Here is a 545-nt window from a genome sequence, read left to right on the forward strand (position 1 = left end):
TAAATATTTCTAATGGAATATGCATAAACTGCGCCTAATGGTGATTTTGGAAAAAACAAAACCTGAAGCGATAAGCAAAGCCTAGAAAACTAAACTTAAGCTATTGTTAAATAACAAATTAACTTGAAATACTTTATATAAAGCTAATATTAAAAACTAGCCTTTCAATCTAAGGCATGAAGAAAGGAGCCAAAAGTTCGTCAACACAAACAAATAAAACCGTCATATTTTTGCCTGTTTATGCTGACACTCTATCCCTGAGTGTTTGTAAGCGCCCCGGCGTTCCAACATCGAGCCAATAGCTCTGGATACGCTCACCACCAACTCGCTGTGCTTCAATCGCAGTTCGTAGCTGAGGGCCCAATTGCGAAGGGCCAGGTTTTATATCCTTAAAGAAATCTCGGTGAAACAAAGCAATTCCGGCATAGGTCAGGTGCTTGCCATCATTTGTATTCGCTGACAACTTACCGCTACTTTGTAAGACAAAATCCCCTTTTAAATTGTGCTCAGGATTATCCACTAGCGCGAGATAAGCCTCCCGCGAC

1 pseudogene is annotated in these 545 nt (G+C 40.4%); it reads right to left on the reverse strand.

Features of this window, described 5'->3' with window-relative positions:
- Nucleotides 1–238: 238 nt before the first annotated feature.
- A pseudogene (locus A3766_RS30530) lies at nt 239–545 on the reverse strand (mannose-1-phosphate guanylyltransferase); the annotation flags it as partial.

Source organism: Oleiphilus sp. HI0132, assembly GCF_001635845.1.